This is a genomic window from Pseudomonas entomophila (assembly GCF_018417595.1).
GTDB lineage: Bacteria > Pseudomonadota > Gammaproteobacteria > Pseudomonadales > Pseudomonadaceae > Aquipseudomonas > Aquipseudomonas entomophila_C.
This window is the reverse complement of the sequence record NZ_CP070982.1, coordinates 4,450,800-4,474,495: the sequence shown is the minus strand read 5'-3', so window position 1 is coordinate 4,474,495 and position 23,696 is coordinate 4,450,800. Positions and strand designations below refer to the sequence as shown.

The window sequence follows — 23,696 nt, the reverse complement described above, 5'->3', positions numbered from 1 at the left end:
GAGCATCTCGGCGTTGGCCTGGCTGACCAGCGCCGCGCTGCGCCTGGCCTGGGTGAGCGAGGTGGCGACCAGCAGAGCGACGATGGCCAGCAGGCACAGGCCGGCCAGCAAGGTGATCTTCCACTGGATGGAGAGGCGACGCAGCGGCATGGTGACGTTCCTTTTGGTTCAAGCACAACGCCCGCGGTCAGGCGCGGGCGTTGTCGTGGGCGGGTGTCATTCAGCGACGTAGTTGGGCGGTGCGACCCGGAAAGCCTTGGTCAGCCAGGCCAGGTACAGCACCCCGAGCGCGGCCCAGATCCCGCCGAACAGCAGCGAGTTCTGGTTCAGGTCCAGCCACAGCGAGACGATGATGCAGAAGCCTATCGTCGGCGCCACCAGATACTTGAGGTTGTTCGTCAGGCCCTTGTTCTGGCCCTCGCGGATATAGCAGTGGTTGATCACCGACAGGTTGACGAAGCTGAACGCCACCAGGGCGCCGAAGTTGATGATCGAGGTGGCGGTGACCAGGTCGAAGAAGATCGCCGACAGCGAGATCAGGCCGACCACTGCGATGTTCATCACCGGGGTCTTGTAGCGCGAATGCAGGCGGGCGAACACGCTGGCGGGGATCACGTTGTCACGGCCCATCACGTACAGCAGGCGCGAGACGCTGGTCTGCGAGGCCAGGCCCGAGGCGATGGTGTTGATCACCGTGCAGGCGATGAACACCGACTGGAACAGCTTGCCGCCGACGTACAGGGCGATTTCCGGCAGGGCCGCTTCCTGGTCGTGGAAGCGCGCCATGGTTGGGAAGTAGGCCTGGATGAAGTACGACACCAGGATGAACACCGCACCGCCGATCAGGGCGGTGAGGAAGATCGCCCGGGGGATGGTCTTGCCTGGGTTGCGGGTCTCTTCCGACAGGCAAGTCACCGCGTCGAAGCCCAGGAACGAGAAGCACAGGATGGTCGCGCCGGCGGCCAGCGCGGCGAACTGGGTCTGGTCATCGGCGAACGGCACCAGGCTCCAGGCGGTGCCCAGCCCTTCGCCGTGGCCCAGGCCGCGCCAGCAGAGGTAGAGGAACACGGCAATGATCGCCACCTGCACGACAACGAACAGCAGGTTGAAATGCGCCACCAGGTTGACGCTGCGCATGTTGATCAGGCTGATCAGGGTGACGAACCCGGTCACCCACACCCAACCCGGCACCTCGGGGAACATCGCCGACAGGTAGAGCTTGGCCAGCAGTGCATTGACCATGGGCAGCAGCAGGTAATCCAGCAGCGACGACCAGCCGACCAGGAAGCCCACGTGCGGGTTGATGGCGCGCTGGGTGTAGGTGTAGGCCGAGCCGGATTGCGGGAAGCGTCGCACCAGGGTGCCATAGCTCACTGCGGTGAACAGGATGCCCAGCAGCGCCAGGATGTAGGCGCTGGGCACATGGCCTGCGGTGATACCCGAGACGATGCCGAAGGTATCGAACACGGTCATCGGCGTGAGGTAGGCCAGGCCGATGATCACCACATGCCAGAGGCGCAGGGATTTGCGGAACTGGCCGTTGCCGGGTGCGCTGTGGTCAGGCTGCATGCGGGCGGCTCTCCTGATCCTGGGCAACGGGCACGGCGTGCGGCGGGCACGGCAAGGTCGAGCGGACAGGCTCCATGTTGTTCACCTTTTATGTTGGAGCGAGGGAGTGCGCGGGGTGGGCGCGGGTATCAGGGCAGGCAGCGCCGGGACGAGGACGGCGGCGCTTGGGGGTTGGGGCGATTGGGCATCATGGCGGCGCTTTTTTCTTCTTTGTGAGTGGGGCGCGTGCAAGGTGGGGGAAATAAAAACGATGGGGGATCGGGTGTCAAGTTAAACATGACAAAGGGATAGATGACCCTTATTGGTATCGGGTTTTTTGGTCGCGTTTTGCTTTGTTTTTGTCGTTTCAGGGAGCGTAAGTCGATTTCGGTGTTCGTAAAAATTTACAATCGCTATGCGAGTTTTCTTCCTGTGGGAGCGGGCTTGCCCGCGAAAGCGTCGGTTGCCTCAGCATCCTGCTCGCGGGCAAGCCCGCTCCCACAGGTCGCACAGTCCCGTTCTTGCATTTCGGGCGTAGCCCTTCCAGAGAGAAAACCCGGTGAAAGCACCGCGTTCCCGGGCTGTCGGTGATATTCTTGCACCCTTGCGCGGTCACCTCCCTGGGCCGCGTATTCGCCCTCCTATGGACAGCAATCGGTTCTATTCATGAAGAAATCAGTAGGCATCCTCTGCGGCCTGGCCGTCGCCATCGCCGCCGCAACCACCGCTGGCGCCTGGTACACCGGCAAGCAGCTGCCGGCGGAGCTGGAACGCTCCGTCGCGCGCGGTAACGAAGAGCTCAAGAAGGCCCTGGCCGGCAACGGCGGCAGCATGACCATCGAGCTGGCCTCGCTGGAGCAGCACTTCTTCACCAGCACCGCGCACTACCGCCTCAAGGCCCAGAACGTGCAGCTCGGCGAAGCCGAGGCGCTCAACTTCGACGTTGGCGTGGTCGACCAGATCGAGCACGGCCCGTTCCCCTGGTCGCGGGTCAAGGCGTTCAAGCTGATGCCGGTGATGGCCACCAGCAACAGCGCACTGGAGAAGGATGACTTCACCGCTGGCTGGTTCACCGCCACTGGCGACAAGGCACCGGTCACTGCGCAGGTCAGCCTGGGCTATGACGGCGGCATCGACAGCGACATCCGCCTGGCCCCGGTCAAGCTCGAGCAGGACGGCGACAAGGTCCTGGACTTCTCCGGCCTGCAGCTGCTGATGGGCAGCGATCGTGACGGCAAAGCCGTCACCGTCCACGGCAATGCCGAGCGCCTGGAGCTGAACTTCGCCGACGAGCAGCAGGCACCGGTGAAGATCCTGCTCAACGGCTTCAAGATCGGTGGCAAGCTCACCGAGACCGACCACGACATGATCTACGTCGGCAACCTCGACATGGCCCTGGGCGACGCCCAGATCACCAGCGGGCCGAAGCAGGAAGTGCTGGTGCTCAAAGGGCTGCAGCAGAACAACCTGTACAACGCCGAGGGCGATGCGAAGGATAAACTGTCCGGCCGCCTGGAGTACAAGGTCGCCGACATCAGCTACGCCGGACGCAAGGTGGGCAGCGGCGAGATGGTCTTCACCATGAAGTCCATCGACATCCCGGCCATGCAGGCGCTGATGGAGTGGTACCAGACCAAGCTGCCGGAGGTCCAGCAGGCCGCCGCCGAGGGTGAGGCCATGCCGTCCTTCGACATGACTCCTGAAGAGCAGGCCAAGGTCCAGGGTGACTTGCAGAAGATGCTCGCCGGCAAGCCTCAGCTGGCGCTGGAGAGCCTGGCGTTCAAGACCGCCAATGGCGAAAGCCGCTTCAGCCTGTCGATGGACTTCGCCAACCCAAGCTCCTTCGACCTGCCGCCGGACCAGTTGGGCAAGCAGCTGATTTCGCAGCTGCATGGCAAGCTGAGCGTGTCCAAGCCGATGATCGGTGACCTGGCTACCTTGCAGGCACTGCTCGAAGGCGAAACCGATGCCCAGGCCATTGCCCAGCAGTCCGGCCAGGCCGGTGAAATGGTCGGCATGATGGCCGTGCAGAGCGGCATGGCCACGGTGCAAGGCAGCGATGTGGTGGCCAGCCTGCAGTACGCCGATGGCATGGTCGACTTCAACGGCAAGAAGATGACCGTCGAAGAGTTCGCCATGCTGATCAGCGCTCACCTGGCAGCGCTGTCGCCGCAAGGCTGATCTCGCAGGTGCAGCCCGCTCACCCGCCGTGGGAGCGGGCTTGCCCCGTGATCGGCGCAACGCCGGTCGCCCTGCTGGCCTGCGCAAAAACCCCTTTTGCATCGCCCCGATTGCCTGTAGCCTTCGCGTCCGATAATAATCCGCGCCCGCAGAGGGGCCGTGACGCTGGCCGTCCGGCACCGTTAGCCGATCTGCCAGGGCCGGGTGATACACTCGACTGACGCGCCCACGCGCCCCGCAGGTCCAGCGATCATGACCCAGATTTCCGAACGCCTGTTGGTTCAGGCCCATCTTGACGCCAAGCAGCCCAATCCGCTGACGCCCGAGCAGGAAGCCGATTACCGTGCGGCTATCGCCGCGGAGCTGAAGCGGCAGAACGCCGTGCTGGTCGCCCACTACTACTGCGATCCGGTAATCCAGGCACTGGCCGAGGAAACGGGCGGTTGCGTGTCCGACTCACTGGAAATGGCCCGTTTCGGCAAGAATCATCCGGCCGAGACCGTGGTGGTGGCCGGCGTGCGTTTCATGGGCGAGACCGCGAAAATCCTCACCCCGGAAAAGCGCGTGCTGATGCCCACCCTCGAGGCGACCTGTTCCCTCGACCTGGGCTGCCCGGTGGAAGCCTTTTCCGCCTTCTGTGACCAGCATCCCGAGCGCACCGTGGTGGTCTACGCCAACACCTCCGCCGCGGTGAAGGCGCGGGCCGACTGGGTTGTGACCTCCAGCTGCGCGCTGGAAATCGTCGAAAGCCTGATGGACAACGGCGAAACCATCATCTGGGGCCCGGACCAGCACCTGGGCCGCTACATCCAGAAGCAGACCGGTGCCGACATGCTGCTGTGGGACGGTGCCTGCATCGTCCACGAAGAGTTCAAGTCGCGCCAACTGGCCGACATGAAGGCGCTGTACCCGGACGCGGCGATCCTGGTGCACCCGGAGTCTCCGGAAGCGGTGATCGACCTGGCCGACGCGGTGGGTTCCACCAGCCAGTTGATCAAGGCGGCGCAGACCCTGCCCAACAAGACCTTCATCGTCGCCACCGACCGCGGCATCTTCTACAAGATGCAGCAGTTGTGCCCGGATAAGGAATTCGTCGAGGCGCCGACCGCCGGTAACGGCGCGACGTGCCGTAGCTGCGCGCACTGCCCGTGGATGGCCATGAACACGCTGGAGCGGGTGTTGGATTGCCTGCGCCAGGGCAGCAACGAGATCTTCGTCGAGCCGGCGCTGATCCCCAAGGCGATCAAGCCGTTGAACCGCATGCTGGATTTCACCCAGGCAGCGCGCTTGAAGTTGTCCGGTAACGCCTGACGCAATTTGCCGGCGATCGCTGGACTGTTGCCTCTGTAGGAGCGGCTTTAGCCGCGATGCAGGCACCGCGGTTTCTGTTACCCGCTTCGCGGGTGATCGCGGCTAAAGCCGCTCCTGCTGGAGGGTCAGTGCCGGAACCTAGCGCCCCATCATCTCTTTGACCATCCGCTGCTGCTCCATGATCTCGCGCTGGCGCTGGTCGATCTGCGAGGCCAGCGGGAAGTTGCTGCCGGCGCGGCGTTTGGCGTAGTCGAGCTGCTGGATTGCCTGGTCGAAGTCGCCGACCAAGGTGAAGTACTCGGCACGGGCGCGGTGCAGGCCGATGGTGTTGCCCGACAGGCCGCGCACTTCGGCAACGTCGTACCACACATCCGGATCGTCCGGTCGGCTCTTGACCAGGTCGTCCAGCACCTTTTCCGCTTCTGACGGCTTGCCCTGCTTGATCAGCAGGTCGGCGCGCACCTGTTTCAACGGATAGTTGCCCGGATACAGCCCCTGCAGGCGCTGGGCGCGTTGCTGGGCGTCGGCCAGGCGGTTGTTGGTGATATCCAGGTCGATCTGCGCCAGGTTGTAGGTGATGTCGTTGGGCGCCTTTATCAGCAGCGGCTTGAGGTTTTCCCGTGCTTCATTGAGCTGGCCACCCTTGATCTGCGCCAGGGCCAGGCCATAGCGCGCCGCATCCATCTGCGGGTTCTCGTCGAGCTGGGCGCGGAAACGCTTGGCAGCCAGGCCGGGGGTGCCTTCGTAGGTGAGTGCCACGCGGGCGCGGATCAGTTGGTAGCGCAGGGTATCCTCGGTACCGTCCTTGCGGGCCTGTTCGGCGCGGTTGCGGGTGTCGGCGATACGCGATTCGGTGACCGGGTGGGTCAGGAGGAATTCCGGTGGCTTGGCGTCATAGCGGTACTGGCGGGCCAGGCGCTCGAACATGTTGGGCATGTTGCGCGGGTCGTAGCCGGCCTTTTCCAGGTTGAGGATGCCAATGCGGTCGGCCTCCTGCTCGTTCTGCCGGGAGAAGCGCCGTTGCTCCTGGATCGCCGCGGCCTGGGTGCCGGCGATGACGCCGATACCGGCATCGCCACCGCCGCCGGCGGCCAGCACGATGCCCGCCAGCAGCGCGGCCATCATGGGGAGTTGCATGCGTTGCTGGGCTTCGACGCCCCGGGCGAAGTGGCGTTGCGACAAGTGCGCCAGTTCGTGGGCCAGTACCGAGGCATACTCGCCTTCGGTCTGGGCGTTGAGGAACAGGCCGCCGTTGACCCCGATGATGCCGCCGGGCGCGGCGAAGGCGTTGAGTTCCTTGCTGTCGATGAGGATGAACTCGAGGCGGCGGTCCTGTACCTGGCTGGTCTCGGCCAGCTTGTACACGGTGGTTTCGACGTAGTCCTTGAGCTGCGGGTCGTTCAGCTGGTTGACCTGGCCCCGCAACAGGCTCAGCCAGGCGCGACCGAGCTGGTGTTCCTGCTGCGGCGAAACGATCGCGGAGCTGGCATCGCCCAGTGACGGCAGGTCGTCGGCGTGGCCGGGCAGGGCCATCAGGCAGGCCAGCGTCAACAGGGTGGGGCGCAGTAGATTCATGCAGAAGCTCGCGTCGGTCAAAAGGCTTACTGTAGCCGGGTCGCGCGATGCCGACCAGTGGCGCTATCCTACGGGACTTTTCTGCCCCGCCCCGGAGACATGCCTGATGAGCGACACCCCGACCTGCGACGCCGAACTCGACGCCAGCGGGCTGAATTGCCCCCTGCCGCTGCTCAAGGCCAAGATGGAACTCAACCGCCTGGCCAGCGGCGCGGTGCTCAAGGTGATCGCCACCGATGCCGGTTCGCAGCGCGATTTCCGCACTTTCGCCCAGCTTGCCGGTCATACGCTGTTGCGCGAAACGGCCGAAGCCGGGGTATACACCTACTGGCTGCGCAAGGCCTGAGTCTTTTCCAAGGATCGTCAATGTTCAAAGTGCTACGCGACTGGATGCAGCGCTACTTCTCCGACGAGGAGGCGGTGGTGCTGGCGGTCCTGCTGTTCCTGGCCTTCACCGTGGTGCTCACGTTGGGCGGCATGCTCGCGCCGGTGCTGGCGGGCATGGTCCTGGCGTTCCTGATGCAAGGGCTGGTCAACGCCCTGGAGCGGCTGAAGGTGCCGAGCCGGTTGGCGGTTTGGCTGGTGTTCACCCTGTTCATGGGCGCCCTGGCGGTGTTCATGCTGGTGCTGGTGCCGCTGCTCTGGCATCAGTTGATCACCTTGTTCAACGAATTGCCGGGCATGCTCGGCAAATGGCAGTCGCTGCTGCTGTTGCTGCCGGAGCGCTACCCGCACCTGGTGTCTGACGAGCAGGTACTGCGGGCCATCGAGTCGGTGCGGGGCGAGATCGGCAAGTTCGGCCAATGGGCGCTGACCTTTTCGTTGTCGAGCCTGCCGCTGCTGGTCAACGCCATGATCTACCTGGTGCTGGTACCGATCCTGGTGTTCTTCTTCCTCAAGGACCGCGAGTTGATCGGCCGCTGGGTCAGCGGCTACCTGCCGCGCCAGCGCACGCTGCTCAATCGGGTGGGGGTGGAAATGAACCGGCAGATCGCCAACTACATCCGTGGCAAGGGCATCGAGATCCTGATCTGCGGCATCGCCACCTACATCGCCTTCATCAGCCTGGGGCTCAACTACGCGGCCTTGCTGGCGCTGCTGGTGGGGTTGTCGGTGGTGGTGCCCTACGTGGGGGCGGTGGTGGTGACCGTGCCGGTGACGCTGATCGCGCTGTTCCAGTGGGGCTGGGGCGACCAGTTCATCTACCTGATGGCGGTGTACGCGATCATCCAGGCGCTCGATGGCAACGTGCTGGTGCCGTTGCTGTTCTCCGAGGCCGTGAGCCTGCACCCGGTGGCGATCATTTGCGCGGTGCTGTTGTTCGGTGGCTTATGGGGCTTCTGGGGGATCTTCTTCGCGATCCCGCTGGCGACGTTGTTCAAGGCCGTGCTGGATGCCTGGCCGCGGCAGGAGTCGTCGGTCGCGCCGATGCTTTAGAAATGAGGTGTCTTCCTCGCGGGTAAACCCGCTCCCACAGGTTCAGTGATATCCCTGTGGGCGCGGGTTTACCCGCGAAGAGGCCGCTGTCGACTTCAGGCCTTGTCCAGGGCCTCGGCCGCCGCCAGCACGGCATCCACATGCCCGGGCACCTTCACCCCACGCCATTCCTGACGCAGCACACCGTCCTTGTCGATCAGGAAGGTGCTGCGGTCGACGCCCATGTATTCCTTGCCATACAGTTTCTTCAGCTTGATCACGTCGAACAGCTGGCACAGCGCCTCGTCCTTGTCGCTGATCAGTTCGAAGGGGAAGGCCTGCTTGGCCTTGAAGTTCTCGTGCGACTTGATGCCATCGCGCGACACGCCGAACACCACGGTGTTGGCCGCCTGGAACGCCGCGTACTGGTCGCGGAAGCCCTGGCCCTCGGTGGTGCAGCCCGGAGTGCTGTCCTTGGGGTAGAAGTACAGCACCACCTGCTGGCCCTTGAGCGCGGCGAGGCTGACAGCCTGGCCACTGGTGGCCTGGGCGTGGAAATCGGCAACGGGTTGGTCGAGTGCTACGGCCATGGGAGCTTCCTTACACAGGGTTCTGTGGGCGCCACGGTTCGATCAGCGCATCCAGGTTCAGGGCGTCGGCGAAGTCGAGGAACTGGTCGCGCAGCCAGCTGATCTGGGTGCCGGCCGGCAGGATCACGGTGAACTGGGCGTTGAGCATGCTGCTGCCGGTCTGCGGGGCGAGGTAGGTGTCGCAGGTCATCGCTTCCAGCTCGACACGGTGGTCGAGGAAGAACTGGCACAGCTCGTTGATGATGTCCGGGCGATAGGCGGCGCTGACGTAGGCGACGTACGGCAGGGCCTGCGGGCGCACTTCCTGGTCGGCGCTGCGCACCACGTCCAGCGTGAGGCCATGCTTCTTGCCCAGGCCAGGCAGGGTGGCCTCCAGGCGCGCCAGGGCATCCCAGCTGCCGCCGACCTGCAGCACCAGGGCGCTGGTTTCGCCGTGACGGGTCAGGCGCGAGGTGACCACCGCGCAGCGGTTGTCGAAGGCCGCGCGGCTCAGGACGTTGGCCAGCTCCATGGGGTTGGGGCCCAGGGCGCTGATGACGAGGAATTGTTCGCGAACGGTGGGGGTGGACATGCAGCATTCCTAAAGCGATGAGCGGTCGATGCAGGACGGGGGCAAGCCTCCTTTATCAGCGGGCCCCGGCCGGTTTAATGGGCTGTGGACGCAGGCGAGGCGCACTGTCGACGGCCCGGCGGGCCGCGCTGCAACGATCAAAGGGTCAAGGGTAGCGAAAAGCGGCGCGAAGGGGAATGCTCCGCCCGCCTGCTTCGCTTGTGCAAGGCCGATGGCGCCAGTACCATTACCGCTCTCTTTTTCCGGCAGGAGCAGTTACATGATTGCGGGCAGTATGGTGGCATTGGTCACACCCATGGATGCACAAGGGCGTCTTGATTGGGACAGCCTCGACAAACTTGTAGACTTCCATCTGGAAAATGGCACCCACGCGATCGTCGCTGTCGGCACCACCGGTGAATCCGCAACGCTGGATGTCGAAGAGCACATCCTGGTCATCAAGCATGTGGTCGAGCGGGTCAAGCACAGCAAGAAGCCAATCCCGGTGATCGCCGGTACCGGTGCCAACTCCACTGCCGAAGCCGTGCACCTGACCAAGAACGCCAAGAATGCCGGTGCCGACGCCTGCCTGCTGGTCGTGCCGTACTACAACAAGCCAACGCAAGAAGGCCTGTACCAGCACTTCAAGCACATCGCCGAAGCCGTCGACATCCCGCAGATCCTCTACAACGTGCCCGGCCGCACCTCCTGCGACATGCAGGCCGACACCGTGATCCGCCTGTCGAAGGTCAAGAACATCATCGGCATCAAGGAAGCCACCGGCGACCTGCAGCGCGCCAAGGCCATCCTGGATGGCGTCGACAAGGACTTCATCGTCCTGTCCGGCGATGATCCGACTGCCGTCGAGCTCATTCTGATGGGCGGCAAGGGCAATATTTCCGTCACGGCCAACGTCGCCCCGCGCGAAATGGCCGACCTGTGCGAGGCCGCCCTTGAGGGCAATGCCGAGAAGGCCCGCGCAATCAACGAAAAACTCATGCCGCTGCACAAGGACCTGTTCTGCGAGGCCAACCCGATTCCGGTGAAATGGGCGCTCGTCGAGATGGGCCTGATGCACAAAGGTATCCGCCTGCCGCTGACCTGGCTGAGCGAAGGCTGTCACGAAAAAGTCCGTACTGCCTTGCGCCAGTCCGGCGTACTGGTTTAATCGAGGAAGTACACCGCATGAAGCGACTGGCTGGTCTTTCCACGCTCGCCCTGATCATCTCCAGCACCAGTGGGTGTGGCTGGCTGTGGGGCGAGGATGGCTATTTCCGCGACCGCGGCAGCGATTACCTGCAGGCGCACCCCACCGCGCCGATGCAGCTGCCGCCGGACGCCAGCAACGTCAAGCGCATGGACCCGCTGCTGCCGATCCCGCGTAACGTCGCCGACGATCGCGCTACCGGCGAGTTCGAAGTGCCGCGTCCACAAGCGCTGTCGGCCACCGCCGAAGTCAGCGATTTCAGCCTGCAGCGCAGCGGTAGCAGCCGTTGGGTGCTGGCCCAGCGCTCGCCGGCCGAAGTCTGGCCGGTGACCCGCCAGTTCTTCGAGGACAACGGCTTCCGCATCGCCGAAGAGCGTCCGCAGACTGGCGAGTTCAGCACCACCTGGCAGCGTTTCGACGAGCTGTCCGCCTCCCTCGGCCAGCGTCTGGCCAGCGCCTCCAGCAGCCCGGACAGCGAAGTCCGTGTGCGGGTGCGCATGGAGCCGGGCGTGCAGCGCAACACCTCAGAAGTGTACGTGGTCAGCGTCGAGCGCCCGGCCGGCAGCACGGCTGAACCGAGTTTCCCGTCCACCTCCAGCAATACCGGCGCCGACGCGCTGCTGGTCGACGAGATGCTCGCCAGCATGAACCGCAACGCCGAGAAAGGCGGTTCGGTGTCGCTGCTCGCCGCGCGTGACTTCGACGCCCCGAGCCAGGTCAGCCTGAGCGAGGACGGCAGCGGCAACCCGGTGCTGTACCTGGGCTCCGATCTCGATCGTGCCTGGTCCGGCGTGGGCCGTGCCCTGGAGCAGGGCGAGTGGCGCGTCGAGGACATCAACCGCAGCCTGGGCCTGTACTACATCAACCTGTCCGAGAAGCCCGACGACAAGCAGAAGGAGCCTGGCTTCTTCAGCCGCCTGTTCGGCAGCGAACCAAGCAAGGAAGAGCGTGAAGCCCGTGCCGAGCGTTATCAGGTACGCCTGAGCAAGGTGGGCGAGAACGTTCAGGTCACCGTCGAGAAGAACATCAACACCGTGGCCCCAGCCGATGTGGCCCGCCGCGTGCTGAGCGCGATCCAGGACCACCTGGGCTAAGTGCGCTTCGCGGTTCTTGGAAGCGGCAGCCAGGGAAACGGCACGCTGATCGCCAGTGGTGACACCTTCATCCTGGTCGACTGCGGCTTCTCGCTACGGGAAACCGAGCGGCGCCTGGCGCTGCTCGGGGTGTCGGCCTCGCAACTGAGCGCGGTGCTGGTGACCCACGAACATGCCGACCACGTGCATGGGGTAGGGTTGCTGTCGCGCCGCTACAATGTACCGGTCTACATGAGCCAAGGCACGTTGCGCGGTTTGCGCAAACCGGTGGATGTGGCCGGTTTTCTCGGTTGTGGCGATGTGCTGACGGTCGGTGACCTGCAGGTCAGCGCCACCCGGGTCGAGCACGACGCCTACGAACCGTTGCAGTACGTGATCAGCGATGGCCGCCGGCGTTTCGGCATGCTCACCGACCTGGGCAGCTACGACTACCACCTGTTGTCGCGCTATCAAGGGCTGGACGCACTGCTGATCGAGGCCAACCATTGCCGTGACCTGCTGGCCCGCGGTCATTACCCGAACTTTCTCAAGCTACGGGTCGGCGGCAGCCAGGGACATTTGAACAACCACCAGGCCGCCAGCCTGGTGGCCGAGTTGGGCTGGCAGCACCTGCAGCACCTGGTGCTGGCCCATCTCAGCAGCAAGAACAACCTGCCACATCTGGCCCGCCAGTGCTTTGTCGACACCCTCGGGTGCGACCCGGACTGGCTCCAGGTGGCCAACCAGGACCATGGGCTCGACTGGCGCCAGATCGCCTAGCCCACCTACTCAAGCAAGCGGAGCCCATCATGGAAAAACGCGACGAACTCTACCGCGGCAAGGCCAAATCGGTTTACAAGACCGACGACGCCGACCGCTTGATCCTGCTGTTCCGTAACGACACCTCGGCGTTCGACGGCAAGCGCATCGAGCAGCTGGACCGCAAGGGCATGGTGAACAACAAGTTCAACGCCTTCATCATGCAGAAGCTTGAAGAAGCCGGCGTACCAACCCAGTTCGACAAGCTGCTGGGCGACAACGAGTGCCTGGTGAAGAAGCTCGACATGATCCCGGTCGAATGCGTGGTGCGTAACTATGCCGCCGGCAGCCTGGTCAAGCGCCTGGGCGTGGAGGAGGGCATCAAGCTGGAGCCGTCCACCTTCGAACTGTTCCTGAAGAACGACGAGAAGGGCGACCCCTTCATCAACGAATCCCACGTCGTCGCCTTCGGCTGGGGCACCGCCGAGCAGCTGGTCGAGATGAAGAAGCTGTCGCTGAAAGTCAACGAAGTGCTGAGCAAGCTGTTCGATGACGCAGGCCTCTTGCTGGTCGACTTCAAGCTGGAGTTCGGTGTGTTCCACGGCCAGATCGTCCTGGGCGACGAGTTCAGCCCGGACGGCTGCCGCCTGTGGGATAAAGAGACCCGCAAGAAGATGGACAAGGACCGCTTCCGCCAGGGCTTGGGCGACGTGATCGAAGCCTACGAAGAAGTTGCCAAACGCCTGGGCGTGCCGCTGTAAGCGGCGCGTTCACGCAAGCGCCTGATACCACGCGAATTTTTTTCAAAAAAGGTTTGCCAGAAACGAAAACGCTGGTATGATGCGCGCCATTGGAGAGATGCCGGAGTGGTCGAACGGGACGGATTCGAAATCCGTTGTACTGGCAACAGTACCTAGGGTTCAAATCCCTATCTCTCCGCCATACGCGAAGTAGTCGAAGCCCCCGGAAACGTAAGTTTTCGGGGGCTTCGTCGTTTACGGAAGTGGGTAAGCTCAGGGAGAGACTCGCTGCGACGTGTTTCTACGCGTCGGGTGTAGCGTGGTCCAAGGCGGGTGCCTGGATCGCAGGTGACGACTGGGGCAGGATGTCGCCTTTACCTGTTTGATAAAGCGACACGCTCAGTGCTGCCACCGCTACACCAAGCGCAACAGCGGTCAGCATGGCGCCCCAGATATTCAGCTTCAGGTTCCCTAGCCGAACAATGTCTCGACGCACGCCTGTGATCGTGTCATCCAGACGCTTGTCGCGCTCTGTCTGGGCGCCGAGAAAACCGTCGATTTTCGAAGCGATGGCTTCTACCCGAGCATCCATCTTGATCTCGATGGTCTCGAACTTGGCATTGAGTTCTTCGCGGGTCAGGCCGTTTAGGGTTGCAGCATCAACCCACTCTGCTGGCTTGTCACGTCCACCCAAGCCCATGCCTGCTGCATGAAGCCGCTGAAGATGGTTGGCCCAGGGTTTTCGCGGCCCACCGCCTGGTGTGTCTTTTTTAGCCATCTGCGGCCTCCACTACGAATAGCTCCTGAAGCACCATGATCTGTTCGTCTAGGGCTCCGACGAGGAAGAGCCTAGAGCAGCACCCAGCCAGCGGCAACACGTTGGCGGGCCTGAATACTCGATTCGGAAATGGACTACCGGCTATTAGGCAAGGCGTTGACATGGCTAAGTGCTACTATTTACGTGTCTGTCGAGCCTTGAAGAGAGTCGCCACTTTCGCTCGAAAGAATGCGTGCAATGAAGTTTGAAACGATTTCAATGCATGGGATTACGGGATCAAGTTTCCCTTCCAGCCTCTTTGCGGAGAGCCCCGTAGTTCGCGCTACGGGGCTTTTTGCATTAAACAGACGGGTTGTTCGTAATTGCGTGGGAGACATCTTGCGACAGTGCTTTGGCCATGCCGGTGAGATAGTGTGCGGCGGCTAACAATGTAGGGGCGTTCTTCAGGTCGTGCGTCAGCGCGATATCGCTCAGGGTGTGGGTACAGGTCATCAATATTGTGGATTGTTCCAGCGCATAGTCCAGCGCGTGACACTCAAAACAGCGGTTGTTCGTTGTTGATTTCACCGCTTTCGACAAAACTTCAGATGCCGATTGTGGTAGTGGGCCTTTCTTTGCTCATGCCGATTCTCCTTGTTCGCGGGGTGACGCGATCAATGCCTTGCCTGTACACGGCTCAAGGCCATCTCGACCAAAGTGCGTGCGCTGTCGAATTCGTGGACGGCGGTCAATGCCATGACCTGGCCGGGCGGTTTGGTATGGATCATCGCGGTGTGCTGGGCGGCGGTGAGGGTACAGACAAAACATAGGAATGTAGAACTCTGGTCGGTTTAGTTGACGTTGGCAAGCAGGTGCATATGCCTCGACAGTCGTCAAAAAATGCGGTGTTTGCTTCGCGGATGAATCCGCGCCTACAGGAGGGCAAGTAGAGTCGATTCATGCCCAATAAGGCTGCCTGTAACGATTTAGCAGGCTTGGTTTCGGCTCCGAGAATGGATGAGTTCACGATCCACAACTAGTGCGTATGTACTAACAGCGTTCACACTTTCATCCTTTTCCCGTATGATCCGCGCGCCATCAGCTTGATGGTGGATCATGGACTTAAAGGATTTTTATGAAAAAGCTGATCAAAGCTACTGTTGCTGTTGCTGTCGTTTCGGGCGTTGCCCTGCTGTCCGGTTGCACTGGCCAAGTCTACAACCAGCCGAAGAACTGCTCGTACGACTACCTGTTCCACCCATCGGTTTCCATCTCCAAGATGATCGGCGGCTGCGGCCCGATCGATAAACTGCCTCAGCAGCAGTAATCCTGGGATACCCCTGATCAGGCCGATTGCGGCTTGATCCAAGACCCCCGACCAAGGACTTGGCCGGGGGTTTTTGTTTTCTGACGATGGGATTCGCCACCGACCTGCGTGGCGGCTTGTCGCGTGGCAACCTGTCGTATTGACGCTCCGGCCCGCGTTTGTTTGTGCTGGCAATTCGGTTACAATCCGTAAATCGTTTCAGCCTTGTCGGTCAATCCGACCAAAGGCTGGCGCGTCCAATGTCTCTCTGGCTGCTGAACAATGATCACAACAAGCCTGCGCTGAAGAACATGGAAACCAGGGCCAGCCACAGGCCCACCCTCCGTTCTACTGACTGGAATCGATCAATGTTCAAGAAAGCTGGCAAGACCTTGCTGGGTCTGGCAGTCGCGGCGAGCTTCATGCAAGCGCACGCCGCAGACACCAAGAAAGTCGACGTGCTGCTGGTCGGCGGCGGCATCATGAGTTCCACCCTGGCTGTCTGGCTCAACGAGCTGGAACCAAGCTGGTCGATGGAAATGGTCGAGCGCATGGACGGCGTCGCCGAAGAAAGCTCCAACGGCTGGAACAACGCCGGTACCGGCCACTCCGCGCTGGCCGAGCTCAACTACACCCCGCTGGACAAAGACGGCAAGGTCAACATCACCAAGGCCATCGAGATCAACGAGTCGTTCCAGATCTCCCGTCAGTTCTGGGCCTGGCAAGTGCGCCAGGGCGTGCTGAAGAACCCGCACTCGTTCATCAACACCACCCCGCACATGAGCTTCGTCTGGGGCGATGACAACATCAAGTTCCTGAAGCAGCGCTACGAGGCCCTGCAGGCCAGCCCGCTGTTCCGTTCGATGCAGTACTCCGAAGACCACGCGCAGATCGCCAAGTGGGTGCCGCTGATGATGGAAGGGCGCGACCCGAACCAGAAGCTGGCCGTGACCTGGACGCCGATCGGCACCGACGTCAACTTCGGTGAGATCACCCGTCAGTTCGTCGGTCACCTGAAGACCAAAGAGAACTTCGACCTGAAGCTGTCCAGCGAAGTGCAGGACATCACCCGCAACGAAGACGGCTCCTGGCACGTCGAGTACAAGAACCTGAAGGACGGTACCGAATCGGCCACCGACGCCAAGTTCCTGTTCATCGGTGCCGGCGGCGGCGCGCTGAAGCTGCTGCAGAAGTCGGGCATCCCGGAAGCCAAGGAATACGCAGGCTTCCCGGTGGGCGGTTCGTTCCTGGTAACCGAAAACCCGACCGTTGCCATGCAGCACATGGCCAAGGCCTACGGCATCGCCTCGACCGGCGCGCCACCTATGTCGGTACCGCACCTGGATACCCGCGTGCTCGATGGCAAGCGCGTGATCCTGTTCGGGCCATTTGCCACCTTCTCGACCAAGTTCCTGAAGAACGGCTCGTACCTGGATCTGCTGAGCAGCACCACCACCCACAACATGTGGCCGATGGCGCGCGTCGGTATCGACCAGTACCCGCTGGTGGAATACCTCGCCGGCCAGCTGATGCAGTCTGACGACGACCGCTTCGCCGCCCTGCAGACCTACTTCCCGAACGCCAAGAAGGAAGACTGGAAACTGTGGCAGGCCGGCCAGCGCGTGCAGATCATCAAGCGTGACGAAGAGAAGGGCGGCGTGCTGAAACTGGGCACCGAAGTCGTCGCTTCCCAGGACCGCACCATCGCCGGCCTGCTGGGCGCCTCGCCAGGTGCCTCGACCGCCGCGCCGATCATGCTCAACGTGCTGGAAACCGTGTTCAAGGAGAAGGTCGCCACCCCTGAGTGGCAGGCCAAGATCAAGGAGATCGTCCCGAGCTACGGTACCAAGCTGAACGATTCGGCCGCCGCCACCCAGAAAGAGTGGAACTACACCGCCGAAGTGCTGCAGCTGGAGAAACCGCCGGTGATCGACCAGAGCGTCGGCACCACCGTTGTGCCGAGCGCACCGGTCGAGAGCAAGCCTGCGAACGACATGGCGCTGTAAGGCCAGACGGTTTGCCGGGCCTGCCCGGCAACACCCACCACGAGCGTCGCCCCTGGCGGCCTCGTGGTTTTTTTATGCCTGAGAACCGAGCAAGGCTTGAGATTGGCGTGGCCGGGTGTGCCTCAGCGCTGCCCGAGAATGCTGCCAAGCAAACCGGGAAAACGCGTCTCGAGTTCTTCGCCACGCAGCGAATTCATATGCGTGGTGCCGATGTTGCGGGTATACACCAGCCCCGCTTCGCGCAGCACGCGAAAATGATGGGACATGCTGGATTTCGGCCGGCCACCGTCGAGTTCGCCGCAACTGGCTTCAGGCACGCCGGCCAGGTGGCGGACGATTTCCATGCGCACAGGGTCGCTCAGGGCGTAGAGCAGGCGCTCGAGGGTGAGGTCTTCGGGGTTGGGGTGGGAGTAGGCTCGCATGCTCGACATGATAACGGGGGTTTCATAAATTGCCATAGTTCGAATATGATCGAACTACCGTAATTGAATCTCCCCCGGAGAATTGCCATGTCAGCCCTGTTCCAGCCCTACACCCTCAAGGACGTCACCCTGCGCAACCGCATCGCCATCCCGCCGATGTGCCAGTACATGGCCGAGGATGGCCTGATCAACGAATGGCACCATGTGCACCTGGCGGGCCTGGCCCGTGGCGGCGCCGGCCTGGTGGTGGTCGAGGCCACCGCGGTATCGCCGCAAGGGCGCATCACCCCTGGTTGCGCCGGCATCTGGAGCGACGCCCACGCCCAGGCCTTCGTGCCGGTGGTGCAGGCGATCAAGGCTGCAGGCTCCGTGCCGGGCATCCAGATCGCCCACGCCGGGCGCAAGGCCAGCGCCAACCGCCCGTGGGAAGGCGACGACCATATCGCCGCGGATGATGCCCGTGGCTGGCAGACCATCGCCCCTTCGGCCATCGCCTTTGGCGCGCACCTGCCGAAGGTGCCGCAAGCCATGACCCTGGATGACATCGCCCGGGTTCGCCAGGACTTCGTCGATGCCGCCCGTCGCGCTCGTGACGCAGGCTTCGAGTGGATCGAGCTGCACTTCGCCCATGGCTACCTGGGCCAGAGCTTCTTCTCCGAGCATTCCAACCAGCGCACCGACGCCTACGGTGGCAGCTTCGACAACCGCAGCCGCTTTCTCCTGGAGACCCTGGCCGCGGTGCGTGAAGTCTGGCCGGAGCACCTGCCGCTGACGGCGCGCTTCGGGGTGCTGGAGTACGACGGGCGCGACGAACAGACCCTGGAGGAGTCCATCGAGCTGGCGCGTCGCTTCAAGGCGGGCGGGCTGGACCTGCTGAGTGTCAGCGTCGGCTTCACCATTCCTGAGACCAACATTCCCTGGGGGCCGGCGTTCATGGGGCCAATCGCCGAGCGCGTGCGCCGTGAGGCGGGCATTCCGGTGACCTCGGCATGGGGCTTCGGCACGCCGGAGCTGGCTGAAGGGGCGCTGCAAGCCGATCAGCTCGACCTGGTGTCGGTGGGGCGTGCGCACCTTGCCGATCCGCATTGGCCGTACTTTGCCGCCAAGGCATTGGGGGTGGACAAGGCCTCCTGGACCTTGCCGGCGCCTTACGCCCACTGGCTTGAGCGTTATCGCTGAGGCCGGCAATCTGAACTGGCCTAATGATTTGGCACAACCTCTGTAGGAGCGGCTTGAGCCGCGATCACCCGCAATGCGGGTGGCCAGAGACCACGTTGCCTGCATCGCGGCTAAAGCCGCTCCTACGGGAATTATCCCGCCCCCGTAGGAGCCGGCGCCGTCAAAACCGATCCACCTTGTACGCGTCCAAATGTGTATCCCGGGGGCCCTGCGCCAACCGTCCAATCCACTCCGCCGTCACCGCCGCCTGGGTCAACCCCAGGTGTTGATGCCCGAACGCCAACAGCACCCGGCCCTCCGCCACTCGGTCGATCACTGGTAGGGAGTCGGGCAGCGATGGCCTGAAACCCATCCACGGCGTTGCCCCTTCGGCATCCAGGTCTCGCTGGAACAAACCTTGACTCAACCGGTGCAACTGCCACGCCCGTTGCATGCTCGGCGGCGCGTGCAGCCCCGCGAACTCCACCGTGCCGGCCAGACGCAGGCCGTCGGCCATGGGCGTCATGATGAACTTGCGCTCCAGCGAAGTGACCGCGAACGGTAGCCGCTGCTGTTCGTTGGGCAGCATCAGGTGATAGCCGCGCTCGGTGTCCAGGGGAACACGGGTGCCTGTCAGGTTTTCAACCAGTTTTGCCGAATGGGCGCCACAGGCGATCAGCACCTGCCGGGCCTGCAGTTCGCCCTGGTTGCTGCGCAAGGCTACGCCATCACTGTGCAGCCGACCGCTATGGATGTCCTGGTTGGCAAACCGTACACCTGCCGCTTGGGCGGCATCGAACAATGCGTTGACTACCCGGTACGGATCGATGAAATGTCCGGTGCGAGGGAAGAACAGGCCACCCTGAATCTGTGTGCTCAACTGCGGCGCCGCATGCCGTACTGCTCGCGCCGACCAGCAGTCGACCGGCACCGCCTGCTGTTGCAGGCGTGCCTGCAAGGCCTCGAGTGCCGAGCGTGACGCCGGACGTTCGAATACCAGCAACGAGCCGTCCTCGCGGAGCAGGTCGCCGCGCCCGAGGCTGCCGAGCAGGCGCTGCCAGGCGCCGAGGCTGGCCTCGTTCAGGGCGCGCAGGCCGGCCACGCTGCGCTGGAACGGCGCCGGGCGCAGGTTGAGCAGCAGGCGGGTGAACCAGGGGATGGCCTGGGGCAGATACTTCCAGTCCAGGCGCAACGGCCCCATCGGGTCCATCAGCATGGCTGGCAGGCGCTTGAGGATCGACAGGTCAGCGATGGGGAAGACCTGCTCGGTGGCCAGGTGCCCGGCGTTGCCGTAGGAGGCGCCGTGGCCGGGTGCCTGGCGATCGACCAGCAGTACCCGTTGGCCTTGGCGGGCCAGTTGCAGGGCACAGGCGACGCCGACGATGCCGGCGCCGACCACGGCGATGTCGGTATCGGTAGTGCTCATGAGCCTTCCCGCTTGCCGTCGAGCAACCGGCGCAGGAGCAGAGGGTTGCCGTGCTTCAACACCTCGGGCAGCAGCGCGTCGGGGAAGTCCTGGTAGCACACCGGGCGCAGGAAGCGCTGGATCGCCGCAGTGCCCACCGAAGTACCGCGGGTATCGGAAGTGGCCGGGAACGGCCCGCCGTGGACCATCGCGTCGCACACCTCGACCCCGGTCGGCCAGCCGTTGACCAGAATGCGCCCGGCCTTGCGCTCGAGGGTGGGCAATAGCGTGCGGGCGTTGGGCAGGTCGTCGGCATCCAGTTGCAGCGTGGTCGTCAATTGACCTTCCAGGTGCTCGGCGATCTCGCGGATCTCTTCGTCACTGTCGCAAACCACCACCAGCGAGGCCGCGCCGAAGACTTCGGCCTGGAGCGCCGGATCGCTAAGGAACGCCTGGCCTTGGGTGACGAACAACTGCGCCTGGCACTGATTCGGGCCTTGTTCGGGCCGACCGCAGGCGGCTGCCTGGGCGTTGCTGTTGGTACTCAACGCCGCGACGCCGTTTGCATAGGCGCTGGCGATGCCAGGAGTGAGCATGGTTTGTGACATCGTCTGTTGGATGTGGTCGCGGGCGGCCGTTATGAATCGCTCAAGCGCGGGGCCTCGGCGGGCGATCGCCAACCCCGGGTTGGTACAGAACTGGCCGGCACCCTGGGTCAACGAGGCAACGAAGCCCTGGGCCAGTGTCTCGGCGCGGGCCTGCAAGGCGGCGGCGAAGAGGAACACGGGGTTGATCGAGCTCATTTCGGCATATACCGGAATCGGTTCGGGGCGTGCCTGGGCCACCTGACACAGGGCGATACCGCCACTGCGTGACCCGGTGAAGCCGACCGCCTTGATACGGGGGTCGCTGACCAGGGCGATGCCGATTTCACGGCCAGCGCCGTACAACAGCGAGAACACGCCTTCGGGCAATTCGCTCAGTTTGACCGCCCGGGCCACGGCCTGGCCGACCAGTTCGCTGGTGCCGGGGTGGGCGCCATGGGCCTTGACCACCACCGGGCAGCCGGCGGCCAGTGCCGAGGCGGTGTCGCCGCCGGCCACCGAGAACGCCAGCGGGAAGTTGCTGGCGCCGAACACCGCCACCGGGCCCAGGGCCACCTGGCGCTGGCGCAGGTCCGGGCGTGGTTGCGGCTGGCGCTCGGGTTGGGCACTGTCGATGCGCACGTCGAGCCATTCGCCGGCACGTACCACGCGGGCGAAGGTGCGCAGCTGATTGCAGGTGCGGGCGCGTTCGCCTTGCAGGCGAGCCTTGGGCAGGCCGGTTTCGGCGTTGGCGCGGTCGATCAGCGCGTCGCCCAGGGCTTCGATCTGCTCGGCAATTGTTTCGAGAAAGCGAGCGCGTTGTTCGAGGGCTGTTTCGCGATATTCATCGAATGCAGCCCAGGCCAGGGCGCAGGCTTGTGCCACGTGTTCGCCGGTGGCGCCAGCATAGGCGGGCTCGAGTGCCTGGTTGGTGGCCGGGTCGATGGCGCGGATAGCTTCGCGGCTGCCGGGGACGCTGGTCTGGCCGATCAGCAGGTTGCCTGTAAGGGGCATGGGGCTTCCTTCGCAGTTTTGTGTATGCGTTGTGGCGCTTGTAGGAGCGGCTTTAGCCGCGATGCAGGCAACGCGGTGTGTGGCACCCGCGTCACGGGTGATCGCGGCTCAAGCCGCCCCTAAAGAGGTCACGCCAAATCTATGGGGATGCCTCAGGCCAGGTTCTGCTCGGCCGACCAGTTGGCGTACCAGGTGCGGAACAGCGCGTACTGCTGCTCGGCGTAGTGGCGCTGGGCATCGGTAAGGGCGTCGGTTTCGTTGAAATGCAGGCTGTACTCGCGGTCGCCGTTGAGCACCATCAGGTGCTTGTAGTACAGCACCAGGTCGCAGCCCTCATCGAACGACGACAGCACCGCCAGCGCCGACTCCAGCTCCCGGGCCAGGCGCCGGGCCTTGGCGTCTCCCTTGGCGGCGCGCTTGCTCAGGCTGACCAGTTGCAGCACTTCGCGGGGCAGGGCGTTACCGATACCGGTGATGGCGCCGGTGGCGTTGCAGTTGACGAAACCATGCACCACCTGGGTGTCGACGCCGACCATCAGGGTCACTGCGTCATCCTGGGAGGTGATGTGCTCGGCGGCGTAGCGCAGGTCGGCGCCGCCGCCGAATTCCTTGAAGCCGATCAGGTTGGGGTAGGCGTGGCGCAGTTCGAAGAACAGGTCGGCACGGGTGGCGAAACCATAGTAGGGGCTGTTGTAGATCACCGCCGGCAGCTTCGGCGCGGCCGCGAGGATCGCCGAAAAATGATGCTTCTGGGCGATCAGCGAGGCGCCGCGGGACAGTACCCGGGGGATGACCATCAGGCCGGCTGCGCCAACCTTGGCGGCGTGGGCGGCATGGGACACTGCTTCACGAGTGTTCACCGCGCCGGTGCCGACGATGGTCGGGATGCCGGCGGCCACCAGGCGCGCCACCCCTTCCTGGCGTTCGGCCTCGGTCAGCAGCGGCCAGTCGCCCATCGAGCCGCAGTACACCACCGCGCTCATGCCGGCGTCGATCAGTTCGCGGCCCTTGCGCACCAGGGCGTCGAAGTCCGGCTTGCGCTCGGCGGTGCAGGGGGTCATCAGGGCGGGCATGGTGCCGGTGAAGATGTTGTCGGTCATTGTTGTCACTCCTGGCGGTATTCAGTGGGAAATGAACGGGGTCAGATGCCCCAGGCGAATGGATCCTGCTCGTCGATCAGCAGGGTGCTGTCGGCGGTCATGTGGGCACGGCCGGTGATGAACGGGCGGATACGCTCGCCCTCGCGTTCGTAGCGGCCCTGGAACTGGCTGCCGGTGATGCTGGCCTGGGTCCAGACCTGGCCTTCCGTGAGCTTGCCGTCGGCGGCCAGGCACGCCAGCTTGGCGCTGGTGCCGGTGCCGCAGGGCGAGCGGTCGTAGGCCTTGCCGGGGCACATGACGAAGTTGCGGCTGTCGGCGTGGGCGTCGTCGGCGAACAGTTCGACATGGTCGATCAGGGCGCCGTGCTCACCGTGGATGCCCTGGGCTTCGAGGGCCTTGAGCAACGCCCAGGTGTAGTCGGTGAGGGCTTCGACGTTGTCCAGTTCGATGCGCTGGCCGTGTGCGCTGACCAGGAAGAACCAGTTGCCGCCCCAGGCGATGTCGCCGTGGACTACGCCGTGGCCGGGCACTTCGACCGCCACCTGGCGGTGGTAGCGGTAGGCCGGTACATTGCCGACGGTGACGGAGCCGTCGTCATGCAGCGTGGCGCTGACCTGGCCGACCGGCGTGTCGATCTTGTGCACGCCGGGCTCGATCAGCCCCAGGTGCCGCAGCGAGGCGACCAGGCCGATGGTGCCGTGGCCGCACATGTTCAGGTAGCCGGCGTTGTTGAAGAAGATCACCCCGCAGGTGGCGTCAGCCGAGACCGGCGGGCAGTACAGCGCGCCGACCAGCACATCGTTGCCGCGCGGTTCCAGCAGGCAGGCGCGGCGCCAGTGATCGTGCAGCTCGCGCAGCTCGTCGCGCTGCTCGGCCATGCTGCGGCCGGTGAGCGCCGGGAAACCTTTCATCACCAGGCGGGTGGGTTCGCCGCCGGTGTGGGAGTCGATGACATGAACCTGTTTCATGAGTGTGTCCATTTGGAATTGAGAGC

22 protein-coding genes and 1 tRNA gene are annotated in these 23,696 nt (G+C 63.7%); 12 read left to right on the top strand and 11 right to left on the bottom strand.

What is annotated here, in order from left to right; all coding sequences use genetic code 11:
* Positions 1-216: 216 nt before the first annotated feature.
* Positions 217-1,569 carry an APC family permease gene (locus JYG34_RS19415; RefSeq protein ID WP_213657914.1) on the bottom strand — a complete coding sequence of 451 codons (1,353 nt, stop codon included), beginning with the start codon at positions 1,567-1,569 and terminating at the stop codon, positions 217-219.
* 645 nt (positions 1,570-2,214) lie between these two features.
* Here JYG34_RS19415 and JYG34_RS19410 point away from each other — a divergent pair.
* Complete coding sequence (locus JYG34_RS19410; RefSeq protein WP_213657913.1) at positions 2,215-3,729, top strand: YdgA family protein; 1,515 nt, start codon at positions 2,215-2,217, stop codon at positions 3,727-3,729.
* 252 nt (positions 3,730-3,981) lie between these two features.
* Complete coding sequence (nadA, locus tag JYG34_RS19405) at positions 3,982-5,040, top strand: quinolinate synthase NadA (RefSeq protein ID WP_213657912.1); 1,059 nt, start codon at positions 3,982-3,984, stop codon at positions 5,038-5,040.
* 138 nt (positions 5,041-5,178) lie between these two features.
* Here the strand turns inward: nadA and JYG34_RS19400 are convergent, their stop codons facing one another.
* Entirely contained in the window at positions 5,179-6,615 is a 1,437-nt protein-coding gene (locus JYG34_RS19400; RefSeq protein ID WP_213657911.1) for a M48 family metalloprotease, read from the bottom strand.
* A 106-nt stretch (positions 6,616-6,721) separates the two neighbouring features.
* Here JYG34_RS19400 and JYG34_RS19395 point away from each other — a divergent pair, with 106 nt between their 5' ends.
* Positions 6,722-6,961, top strand: a complete 240-nt coding sequence (locus tag JYG34_RS19395; protein WP_011535136.1) for a sulfurtransferase TusA family protein — start codon at positions 6,722-6,724, stop codon at positions 6,959-6,961.
* 20 nt (positions 6,962-6,981) lie between these two features.
* Positions 6,982-8,052, top strand: a complete 1,071-nt coding sequence (locus JYG34_RS19390; protein WP_213657910.1) for an AI-2E family transporter — start codon at positions 6,982-6,984, stop codon at positions 8,050-8,052.
* Positions 8,053-8,147: 95 nt separating this feature from the next.
* Here JYG34_RS19390 and JYG34_RS19385 read toward each other — a convergent pair whose 3' ends face one another.
* The gene (locus tag JYG34_RS19385; RefSeq protein WP_213657909.1) at positions 8,148-8,621 is read right to left on the bottom strand and encodes a peroxiredoxin; all 474 of its coding nucleotides are present in this window, start codon (positions 8,619-8,621) and stop codon (positions 8,148-8,150) included.
* 10 nt (positions 8,622-8,631) lie between these two features.
* A complete protein-coding gene (locus tag JYG34_RS19380) occupies positions 8,632-9,192 on the bottom strand; it encodes a glycine cleavage system protein R (protein WP_011535133.1) in 561 nt (186 codons plus the stop codon).
* 259 nt (positions 9,193-9,451) lie between these two features.
* Here JYG34_RS19380 and dapA point away from each other — a divergent pair, with 259 nt between their 5' ends.
* From dapA to JYG34_RS19355, 5 genes are all read left to right on the top strand, one after another.
* Positions 9,452-10,339 carry a 4-hydroxy-tetrahydrodipicolinate synthase gene (gene dapA, locus JYG34_RS19375; protein ID WP_213657908.1) on the top strand — a complete coding sequence of 296 codons (888 nt, stop codon included), beginning with the start codon at positions 9,452-9,454 and terminating at the stop codon, positions 10,337-10,339.
* Between the two features lie 17 nt (positions 10,340-10,356).
* Positions 10,357-11,472, top strand: coding sequence for an outer membrane protein assembly factor BamC (gene bamC / locus JYG34_RS19370; protein WP_213657907.1), 1,116 nt, complete (start codon positions 10,357-10,359; stop codon positions 11,470-11,472).
* On the top strand, positions 11,473-12,231 hold the full coding sequence (locus JYG34_RS19365; protein WP_213657906.1) for an MBL fold metallo-hydrolase: 759 nt from the start codon (positions 11,473-11,475) through the stop codon (positions 12,229-12,231).
* Between the two features lie 29 nt (positions 12,232-12,260).
* On the top strand, positions 12,261-12,971 hold the full coding sequence (gene purC / locus JYG34_RS19360; protein ID WP_011535129.1) for a phosphoribosylaminoimidazolesuccinocarboxamide synthase: 711 nt from the start codon (positions 12,261-12,263) through the stop codon (positions 12,969-12,971).
* Positions 12,972-13,062: 91 nt separating this feature from the next.
* Positions 13,063-13,152: transfer RNA gene (locus tag JYG34_RS19355), tRNA-Ser, on the top strand.
* Between the two features lie 99 nt (positions 13,153-13,251).
* Here JYG34_RS19355 and JYG34_RS19350 read toward each other — a convergent pair.
* Together JYG34_RS19350 and JYG34_RS26725 are read right to left on the bottom strand one after the other, a co-directional pair.
* The gene (locus JYG34_RS19350) at positions 13,252-13,728 is read right to left on the bottom strand and encodes a hypothetical protein (RefSeq protein ID WP_213657905.1); all 477 of its coding nucleotides are present in this window, start codon (positions 13,726-13,728) and stop codon (positions 13,252-13,254) included.
* 339 nt (positions 13,729-14,067) lie between these two features.
* Positions 14,068-14,295, bottom strand: a complete 228-nt coding sequence (locus JYG34_RS26725) for a DUF3077 domain-containing protein (RefSeq protein ID WP_434011754.1) — start codon at positions 14,293-14,295, stop codon at positions 14,068-14,070.
* A 547-nt stretch (positions 14,296-14,842) separates the two neighbouring features.
* On the opposite strand from JYG34_RS26725, the gene JYG34_RS19340 reads away from it, so the two are divergent.
* Both JYG34_RS19340 and mqo read left to right on the top strand, forming a co-directional pair.
* A complete protein-coding gene (locus JYG34_RS19340) occupies positions 14,843-15,034 on the top strand; it encodes a DUF4223 family protein (RefSeq protein ID WP_011535125.1) in 192 nt (63 codons plus the stop codon).
* Between the two features lie 347 nt (positions 15,035-15,381).
* Positions 15,382-17,019 carry a malate dehydrogenase (quinone) gene (gene mqo / locus JYG34_RS19335; RefSeq protein WP_213657903.1) on the top strand — a complete coding sequence of 546 codons (1,638 nt, stop codon included), beginning with the start codon at positions 15,382-15,384 and terminating at the stop codon, positions 17,017-17,019.
* A 122-nt stretch (positions 17,020-17,141) separates the two neighbouring features.
* Here mqo and JYG34_RS19330 read toward each other — a convergent pair whose 3' ends face one another.
* Positions 17,142-17,477 carry an ArsR/SmtB family transcription factor gene (locus JYG34_RS19330; protein ID WP_213657902.1) on the bottom strand — a complete coding sequence of 112 codons (336 nt, stop codon included), beginning with the start codon at positions 17,475-17,477 and terminating at the stop codon, positions 17,142-17,144.
* A 51-nt stretch (positions 17,478-17,528) separates the two neighbouring features.
* On the opposite strand from JYG34_RS19330, the gene xenA reads away from it, so the two are divergent.
* Positions 17,529-18,620, top strand: coding sequence for a xenobiotic reductase XenA (gene xenA, locus JYG34_RS19325; RefSeq protein ID WP_213657901.1), 1,092 nt, complete (start codon positions 17,529-17,531; stop codon positions 18,618-18,620).
* A 160-nt stretch (positions 18,621-18,780) separates the two neighbouring features.
* Here xenA and JYG34_RS19320 read toward each other — a convergent pair whose 3' ends face one another.
* The 4 genes from JYG34_RS19320 to JYG34_RS19305 form a co-directional block, all read right to left on the bottom strand.
* Entirely contained in the window at positions 18,781-20,025 is a 1,245-nt protein-coding gene (locus JYG34_RS19320; RefSeq protein ID WP_213657900.1) for an NAD(P)/FAD-dependent oxidoreductase, read from the bottom strand.
* Complete coding sequence (locus JYG34_RS19315) at positions 20,022-21,602, bottom strand: aldehyde dehydrogenase (NADP(+)) (RefSeq protein ID WP_213657899.1); 1,581 nt, start codon at positions 21,600-21,602, stop codon at positions 20,022-20,024. The genes JYG34_RS19320 and JYG34_RS19315 overlap by 4 nt, the downstream gene beginning before the upstream one ends.
* A 152-nt stretch (positions 21,603-21,754) precedes the next feature.
* Positions 21,755-22,702 (bottom strand): dihydrodipicolinate synthase family protein, encoded by a 948-nt coding sequence (locus JYG34_RS19310; protein ID WP_213657898.1) that lies wholly within the window; start codon positions 22,700-22,702, stop codon positions 21,755-21,757.
* A gap of 41 nt (positions 22,703-22,743) precedes the next feature.
* Positions 22,744-23,670, bottom strand: a complete 927-nt coding sequence (locus JYG34_RS19305) for a 4-hydroxyproline epimerase (protein ID WP_213657897.1) — start codon at positions 23,668-23,670, stop codon at positions 22,744-22,746.
* Between the last annotated feature and the right edge of the window lie 26 nt (positions 23,671-23,696).